We start from the raw sequence: 7,624 nt of genomic DNA, 5'->3' as shown, positions 1-7,624 counted from the left end.
ACAACCATTTCTGGAGGTCTTTCTACCCTTTCAGGAATCTCTCCGCACAGCACCATGAGGTCAGGCCTTATAACCGTATCGAAGGAGATAAACCAGTCAAGTTCAGCATAAACCTTGCATTCAGGACATTCTCTCAATGATAGGCGAAGAATTTCCACAAGAATTCCCAGAAGGTATTGATTAATTGGCCTTGGCGAGGCCATGGCGTAGGGCATACCTTCAACCAGCTCCCAGTCTCCCTGCCATTTTTCGTAATCCTCCACCGTGTAGTGGGGTCTGTGCTTATAGACTAAGCTCATGAAACTCCTCAAGGTTTAATTTAAGGACTTTTTCTATAAAGGTAAAGCACATTTCATTGCCCGCATACACATCAGTTCCCATGGAAAAGCCCTTTGTTAGAGCTACTCTTGCGCCCGCTTCCTTTGCTATAAGAGAGCCCGCAACCACATCCCACGGGTTAAGTTCAAATTCCAGAAGACCATCAAAAACACCCTCCGCAAGAAGGCACAGATCTACCGCCGCAGCTCCCGGTCTTCTCATGGCACCCACTTTATCAAAGACTTCCCTGAATATGTTCCAGTAGGAGTTAAGGTCCCTCTTTGCCCTTGAAGGATAGCCGTAGGCAACATAACACTGCTTTAGCTGGCCTTTCTGCTTTACGCCTATGGGTTTCCCGTTTTTGAATGCTCCACCACTGTCCACCGCCCAGTAAAGGCTATCAAAAACAGGCAGGTAGACAGCCCCCACCAGAGGTCTTCCTCTGTATAAAAGCCCCACTGATGTTCCAAAGATGGGAAAGCCCGCCACGAAGTTCTTGGTTCCGTCCAGTGGGTCTATATACCATACATAGTCACCATCTGCAGAGCCACCGTCCTCTTCTCCTACTACCAGATGGTCCGGCAGATACCTGCCTATGTGTTCCCTTATCCTTTCTTCAGAAAGTTTGTCCGCAAGGCTGTATATGTCCTTTTCCCCCTTCTCCATTACCGGGTTATCCTCCCTTCTGTAAAACTCTTTGAGCACCTGTCCGCCCAGAAGGCTTGCCTCCTTTGCCACTTTCAGAAATAGCTCAAGTTCATGCATCGTCCAGCACTTCTATGCAGGGTAGGCTGTTGCCCTCAAGAAGCTCAAGGAAGGCACCGCCCCCAGTAGAGACAAAGTCTATGGCGTTGTAAACCCCTGCCCTATGAATGGCGTGGTCCGTATCACCACCACCTGCTATGGTAAGTGCGGGCGACTGGGCAAGGAGTTTGGCGGTTTCGTAAGTTCCATCCTTGAACCTGTCAAGCTCAAACACACCCATGGGACCGTTCCATATTATGGTCTGGGCGTCCGCCACTATTTCCTTCAGAAGCCCCACAGAAACGGGTCCTATATCAAGACCCATCCATCCATCGGGTATCTCCTGCCAAGGGACAACCCTTGTGGGCGTGTTGTCTGAGATTTCCTTTCCTGTGACAAAGTCCACAGGAAGATATAAGCTCACATCAAGCTTTCTTGCTACCTCCATTATGTCCCTTGCAGTGGGAATTAGCTCCTCCTCCACAAGAGAGCCACCCACCCTGTAGCCCATAGCCTTTATGAAGGTAAAAGCCATAGCACCGCCTATGAAAAGCTTGTCAACCCTCTTTAAAAGGTTCTTTATTATGCCAAGCTTGGAGGAGACCTTGGCACCTCCTATTATGGCAACCACAGGCCTCTGGGGGTTCACCATAGCCTTTTCAAAGTAGCCTATCTCTTTCTCAAGGAGAAAGCCCATAACTGCAGGCTTTAAAAGCTGTGGAACGAGATACACAGAGGCGTGCTTTCTATGACATGTGCCAAAAGCGTCGCTCACGTAGACTTCTCCTAGCCTTGCAAGATTTTTGGCAAACTCCTCACTCCCCTTGCTTTCCCCTTCATGAAACCTCAGGTTTTCCAGAAGCACCACCTCTCCTTCTTTCATGCTGAACACTTCCCTCTCCACTTCTTCACCCACACAATCAGGAAGAACCTTTACCTCTCTGTTGAGATATCTTGAGAGTCTCTTTGCAACTGGTGCAAGACTGAGCTTTTCATCCCTCCCCTTTGGTCTTCCAAGGTGAGACATGAGAATTATCTTTGCCCTGGCATCCAGCAGATAGTCTATGGTGGGAAGGCTTGCTCTAATTCTGGTGTCGTCCTCAATGTTTCCCAGCTCATCCATGGGCACATTAAAGTCCACTCTCACAAGCACCCTTTTGCCCCTGAGGTCTACATCTCTGAGGGTCTTTTTCCTGAAAGGCATACCAGACCTCCTTAAAGGTCAAAGTCTATATCCTCGTCATCAAATTCTGGACTTTCGCTGACCTCAAGCACGCCCCTGAGGTTAAGGGCAAGCCTTTTCAGATTCTCAAGGTAAAAGACCACATCTTCGTAAACCTCCAGCATTGCCCTGTATCTTTTTATTTCTTCGTAGCCGAGCTTTCTTGTTTTGAGTAATTTTTTTACCGCTATCCTTGAAACAAAAGCTCTTGAATACTTTTCCTGCCATTCTTTCCAGAAGTCCTGACTGTTGACAGGGGCCTTAACTACGAAAAATTCTAAGTTTGATAACTCTTCCATGAGATTGAGGTCAAGGGTGTTTTTCACAGGTTTACCTCCTTTCAAAAATTATAACCCATAAGCTCCCTGAGCTTTTTTACAGGGTCTTTGCTTTTCATGAGGCTTGTTCCCACAAGGAAGGCGTCTACGCCAAGGTTTTCGAGCCTCAGCACCTGCTCTCTGTTTTCTATGCCACTTTCCGCTATTACAAACCTTGCACCCATCTCCTTTATCCTTGGAGCAAGTTTTTCTGAAAGACTTATGTCTACTCTGAGCGTGTCAAGGTCTCTGTTGTTTATGCCTATTATATCAGCACCTGCTGTGAGAGCCCTCTCTGACTCCTGGAGGCTGAAGACCTCCACCAGGTGAGAGAGTCCTAGCTCCTTAGAGTAATCAAGAAGGTCCTTCAGGAGCTTCTCCTCCAGAACCCTGACTATGAACAGCACAATGTCTGCGCCATAGGCTTTGGCTTCAAGAACCTGCACCGGGTCAAGGATAAAATCCTTCCTGAGAAGGGGGAGATTAACGCTTTTTCTGACCTCAAGGAGGTCTTCAAGAGAGCCACTGAAAAACCTTCTGTCTGTAAGCACAGATATGGCAACAGCACCAGCCTCCCCATACAACTTTGCCTGTTCCTTTGCGGGTATATCCTTTATTTTCCCCTCGGAGGGTGAAGATTTCTTGACTTCCGCTATTATCCTTGTCCTGCAGGAGGTAAGAGCTTTTTCAAAGGAATAGATTTCTTCCCTCAACCCAGCTAGGTCTTCCAGCCTCCTGACATAATCTGGGTCTTTTCTTATCTCACTCTTCTTATGCTGAATTATCTCTTCCAGCACCCCTATGGATAAACCCTCCTGTATTCCTTGCCCTCTTTCTTATAAATAGCCTCCACACCAAAGCCTTCTTTCATAAGCTCTTCGTATATGTCCCTTGCCTTCTGGTAGCCATGAACTGCAAGCACCACGCCGCATCTGGGGTCTATCTCGTCAGGTATGGGTATAAGCTTGGCCCTGCCCCTGAGGTATTTCTCCGCCCTTGTGCCCTCCGATATGGCGCTGAAGGTTATAAAGTGGTCCGGCTTTTCAGTAAAGGGGTTGAGCTCCATGAGTATGTGCCTTATGTGCAGTTTTACACCAAGTGCATGAAACTTAATCCAGTAGAGGATGGAAGGCTCTATAGCTTCAGACCTCTTTCTCAGAACCGCAACCACTTTACCCTCTTCCCTTTTCAGGCTGAGAAGCTCGTTGCCCGTCTGGCTACACCAGCTCATTATGTCTCTTTCAAAACCCGGGTCAGTAGATATAACTGTAAGCTTCTGCCCTTCGGCCAGCCTCTTCATTTTCTCAGAGGTCATAACAACGGGCAGTGGACACATAAGCCCCGTAAGGTCAAGAAGTTCTTCCTTCTCTTCTACCGCTCTCATTTCATCACCTCACACTGCTATAACCTTTGTCTGGGGTCTTTCTTCAAGACCCTCAATGTATAAATTTATAAGCTTTCCTGCCCTTTCAAGGGTCTTGAGCAACTCCTTATCGTAGAGATGTAAGGGGTTGCTGAAGTAGAAAGAAACATTGACCTCCCCCTTTTCAAGTTTTACAGGCACATGCAGACAGCAGTTTGTCCTGTCAATAAGAGGTTCTCTGAAAAGGTTTGCCTGTAGAGGTGTTATGCTTATGGTTTTGAGCTCAAACTTCTCCTTGATATTGGTGAGATATTCATGGAGGTTGTTGCTGTTCATAAGCTGGTCAAGAAGTATTCCAGCTCCGCCTGCACTCTGTGAAGAGGCCTCAAGCCTTGCATACTCCCTTGTAAGTCTAGAGTATGACCTTCTCAGGTTCTTTATGTAAAACCTCTCTTTTTTCAGAGCCTCCACAAGGTCTGGATGCATGGATGCTATGAAAAGGGCAAATAAGGCAGGCAGAAGGGCAAAGCCCCATGCACCGTAATAGTAAAAGCCAAAGCCTACAAGGAGCCAGAGGAACAGAATTCCCTCAAAGACCCTCCTGCTGGTGTAAAGAGCTACTGGTGCAAAAAGGGCGAGTATGGCTTCCTTCTGACCCAAGAGAAGAACAAGCAAAGGAAGGAAAGCCAGGTCTCCGTAATTTTTGAAAAGTTTCAGCCTGCCAGGATAGAGAAATACATACATGGCAAGGATAAGGTAGAGGACAGAGGGAATTACCACAAGAGCCTGATGCGAAGCTGGCTTACCCACGGAAAGGGCAAGGAAGAAAGCAAACAGAAGAACCCTTAATCCAAGAAATATAAGACCGACGTCCCTCAGCACATAAATATTTTACTCCACCTCTATCTTCTTTACCTTTTCCCTTTTTTCCTTTCCTTCTATTCTGTTTTCAAGCTTTCCAACTTCGTAGTCCACAAGAGTTTTGATTATCTTCCAGAAGGAAAGCTCCATAGTGTAGAGATTTTTCATAACCTCCCTCCTGACCTCTTTTGGAGGGAGTAAGAGCTCAAAAAACCTGAACATATCCCTTCTGAGCTCCTCCACCTGTTCCTCAAGGCTCTCCTGCCTGACTTCTTCCTTGTCTTTCATGCTTTTAAATATATCTCAGAGCCTCATGAGCTTCAAGAACTCTTCAACTGCCCTCTCCATACCCCAGAGAAGGGCATTGGAAACTATAGAATGCCCCACATTCAGCTCTTCCACAACGCCTGATAGCTCCCTTACGAGAAGAGGAGTATTCTTGTAAGTGAGCCCGTGACCTGCATAAACCCTCAGCCCAAGAGATTTAGCCATGAGGCCTGCGTCCTTGAGCCTTTTGAGCTCATCAAGAGCCTCCTGCAGACGGTGGGCGTTAAAGAGATTTGCATACTTTCCAGTATGGAGCTCCACGGCATCAGCGCCCACGTTCTTGCTTGCGTAAAGCTGAGCCTCCTCAGGCTCTATGAAGAGAGATACCTCTATACATGCAACTTTAAAATCCTTCAGGTATTCCTTCAGGTATTCTTCCATGCTCACCACGTTCAGCCCACCTTCTGTGGTTATCTCTTCCCTTCTTTCTGGCACAAGGGTTATCCTGTTTGGCTTTACCTTCATGGCTATGTTTTTCATCTCCTCTGTGGGAGCCATTTCAAGGTTTACGGGAATATGCACCGCTCTCTTTATGAGCTGTAGGTCCTCTTCCTGTATATGTCTTCTGTCTTCTCTCAGGTGAAGGGTTATCTGGTCTGCCCCCGCCTGCTGGGCTATCAGCGCTGCAAAAAGAGGACTTGGCTCAAAGGTTTTCCTTGCCTGTCTGAGAGTTGCCACATGGTCTATGTTTACACCAAGCCTCATGAAGGTCCTTATAAGAAAATTATATCCTCATCTTCAACGTATTCACCCATACTAATCTGCAGTAGCTCCGCCACTATAAAACCAGTATTCTCTATACTGTAAGGAGTAGTTCTGTATGCGTGAAAGGATTCACCAGAAGTGTAATAGGACTTCTCACTTCCTATGCTTATCTGCAGGGTGCCTCTGAGCACCGTCCAGCTCCTGCTGTGATGCATGTGCATACGAAGACCTGTGCCCCTGCCGGGAAGTATGCTCACCTTATGTATGCGGTAACCATCACCGGACTCTAAGAGGAGTTCGGTTCCCCACTCGTAGCTTTTCTCAAGATGATAGTATGCCTCCCTGAGCCCCTTTTCTTTGAGAAGCCTGACGACATCTCTCACCTTAGCGGCACTTCCCCGCCTCATCACCAACACTGCATCTCTGTCCTCTACCACTACGGTGTCCTGAATATCTACAAGGCATACAAGTTTCCCGTTGCTGTATACCAGATTACCTTCACTGTCAAGGCAAATACCCCTTCCCACGCAGGCGTTGTCCCTTTCATCCTTCTCCATTATGGAATAAAGACCGTCAAAAGAGCCCACGTCACTCCAGAAAATATCCATAGGAACTACAGCGCCCCTTTTTGTTTTCTCCATTTCTATGTAGTCAAAGGATATATCTGGAAGCCTTGAGTAGTTTTCCAGAAAGCCGTGATAACCCTCCAGCATGAAGCCGTATATTTCTGGAGCATTCAGCCTGTATTCGTCAAAGACAACCCCCAGCTTGAAAACAAAATTCCCCGAGTTCCAGAAATAAAAGCCCTCCTTCAGCATTTTCTCCGCCCTTTCCCTCTCTGGCTTTTCGATAAACTCATCTATTGTGTAAGCCTTAAGCCTCCCGTACTCCTCTATAGTTCCTCCCGCCCTTATGTATCCAAAGTTGACCTCTGGCCTCGTGGGCTTTACACCAAAGGTAACCAGATAGCCCTCCTTGGCTATATCCTCTGCAAACTTCATATATTCCACGAAGGACTCCTCGGGCTTTATGAGATGGTCAGAAGCAAGTACTGCAACAACCTCTTCATCGTCAACCATCAAAAATTCCTTGATGTATAGCAGTCCAAGAGCAACCGCCGGACCCGTATTTCTTCTGTAAGTCTCTACAATAACGCTGTATCCCTCGTAAGGATACAGGTCGTTTACAACCTTGTGCTGGTATTCCTCGTTAGTTACGATAACTATGTCCTTGTGGTCTACGAGCCTTAGAGCCCGCTCATAAGTTAGTTTGAGAAAAGACTTACCTTCAAAGAGTTTCAAAAACTGTTTGGGGTGCTTTTCTCTAGAGAGGGGCCACAATCTTGTTCCACTACCCCCTGCAAGTATAAGCACCTTCATAGTCCTACCTCCTTCAGGCTATTTCTGAAAATAAAAAGCCTTTCTAGACTGCCACATTTGTTTCCTTTCACAACATCGTAGTTCATAAGAAAAAAACTCCTCAGACCATAACCATATAAGTTTTTTATGTATTCTAGTCTATTTATGGAATCCATATTATCTACAATTACATCTGCACGCTCGTTGTTTGGCATGTAGTGAGCAGAATGAATAGGTTTGCCGTATTTGCTGAAAAACTGGCAGTTTTTGAGTATTCTCTGAGGGTTGCTGTATCCGCTGTTTTCAGACATCTTTAAGTCAAACTTTCTCTGGAAGGACACTGCATTGCCGACATTTATGACTGGCTCAAAGAACCTGATAAAGTTCATACCCTCCTTAAATTCCACTA

11 protein-coding genes are annotated in these 7,624 nt (G+C 46.6%); all 11 read right to left on the bottom strand.

Features of this window, described 5'->3' with window-relative positions; translation table 11 throughout:
- Positions 1-299 (bottom strand): Uma2 family endonuclease (locus ACKRDP_RS07730; protein ID WP_409154186.1); only part of this gene is annotated, 299 nt, incomplete at its 3' end.
- Entirely contained in the window at positions 283-1,083 is an 801-nt protein-coding gene (locus tag ACKRDP_RS07725; RefSeq protein ID WP_409154185.1) for an inositol monophosphatase family protein, read from the bottom strand. The genes ACKRDP_RS07725 and ACKRDP_RS07730, both read right to left, overlap by 17 nt.
- A complete protein-coding gene (locus ACKRDP_RS07720) occupies positions 1,076-2,266 on the bottom strand; it encodes a phosphoglycerate kinase (RefSeq protein ID WP_409154184.1) in 1,191 nt (396 codons plus the stop codon). Before ACKRDP_RS07720 ends, ACKRDP_RS07725 begins: the two co-directional genes overlap by 8 nt.
- A gap of 11 nt (positions 2,267-2,277) precedes the next feature.
- Entirely contained in the window at positions 2,278-2,610 is a 333-nt protein-coding gene (locus tag ACKRDP_RS07715; RefSeq protein ID WP_409154183.1) for a hypothetical protein, read from the bottom strand.
- 14 nt (positions 2,611-2,624) lie between these two features.
- Complete coding sequence (gene trpC / locus ACKRDP_RS07710) at positions 2,625-3,398, bottom strand: indole-3-glycerol phosphate synthase TrpC (RefSeq protein WP_409154182.1); 774 nt, start codon at positions 3,396-3,398, stop codon at positions 2,625-2,627.
- A gap of 2 nt (positions 3,399-3,400) precedes the next feature.
- Positions 3,401-3,985: a sulfurtransferase TusA family protein gene (locus ACKRDP_RS07705; protein ID WP_409154181.1), complete on the bottom strand. Its 585-nt coding sequence runs from the start codon at positions 3,983-3,985 to the stop codon at positions 3,401-3,403.
- 9 nt (positions 3,986-3,994) lie between these two features.
- Positions 3,995-4,846, bottom strand: coding sequence for a hypothetical protein (locus tag ACKRDP_RS07700; protein WP_409154180.1), 852 nt, complete (start codon positions 4,844-4,846; stop codon positions 3,995-3,997).
- 9 nt (positions 4,847-4,855) lie between these two features.
- Positions 4,856-5,113 carry a hypothetical protein gene (locus ACKRDP_RS07695; protein WP_409154179.1) on the bottom strand — a complete coding sequence of 86 codons (258 nt, stop codon included), beginning with the start codon at positions 5,111-5,113 and terminating at the stop codon, positions 4,856-4,858.
- A 15-nt stretch (positions 5,114-5,128) separates the two neighbouring features.
- On the bottom strand, positions 5,129-5,857 hold the full coding sequence (gene pdxJ, locus ACKRDP_RS07690) for a pyridoxine 5'-phosphate synthase (RefSeq protein WP_409154178.1): 729 nt from the start codon (positions 5,855-5,857) through the stop codon (positions 5,129-5,131).
- Between the two features lie 8 nt (positions 5,858-5,865).
- The gene (locus ACKRDP_RS07685) at positions 5,866-7,236 is read right to left on the bottom strand and encodes a mannose-1-phosphate guanylyltransferase/mannose-6-phosphate isomerase (protein WP_409154177.1); all 1,371 of its coding nucleotides are present in this window, start codon (positions 7,234-7,236) and stop codon (positions 5,866-5,868) included.
- The gene (locus ACKRDP_RS07680) at positions 7,233-7,622 is read right to left on the bottom strand and encodes a hypothetical protein (RefSeq protein WP_409154176.1); all 390 of its coding nucleotides are present in this window, start codon (positions 7,620-7,622) and stop codon (positions 7,233-7,235) included. Before ACKRDP_RS07680 ends, ACKRDP_RS07685 begins: the two co-directional genes overlap by 4 nt.
- Positions 7,623-7,624: the final 2 nt, after the last annotated feature.

Source organism: Pampinifervens navoyensis (genome assembly GCF_046159715.1).
Lineage (GTDB): Bacteria > Aquificota > Aquificia > Aquificales > Aquificaceae > Pampinifervens.
Note: the sequence above shows the minus strand (reverse complement) of the source record. Positions and strands in the feature narration are given on the sequence as shown.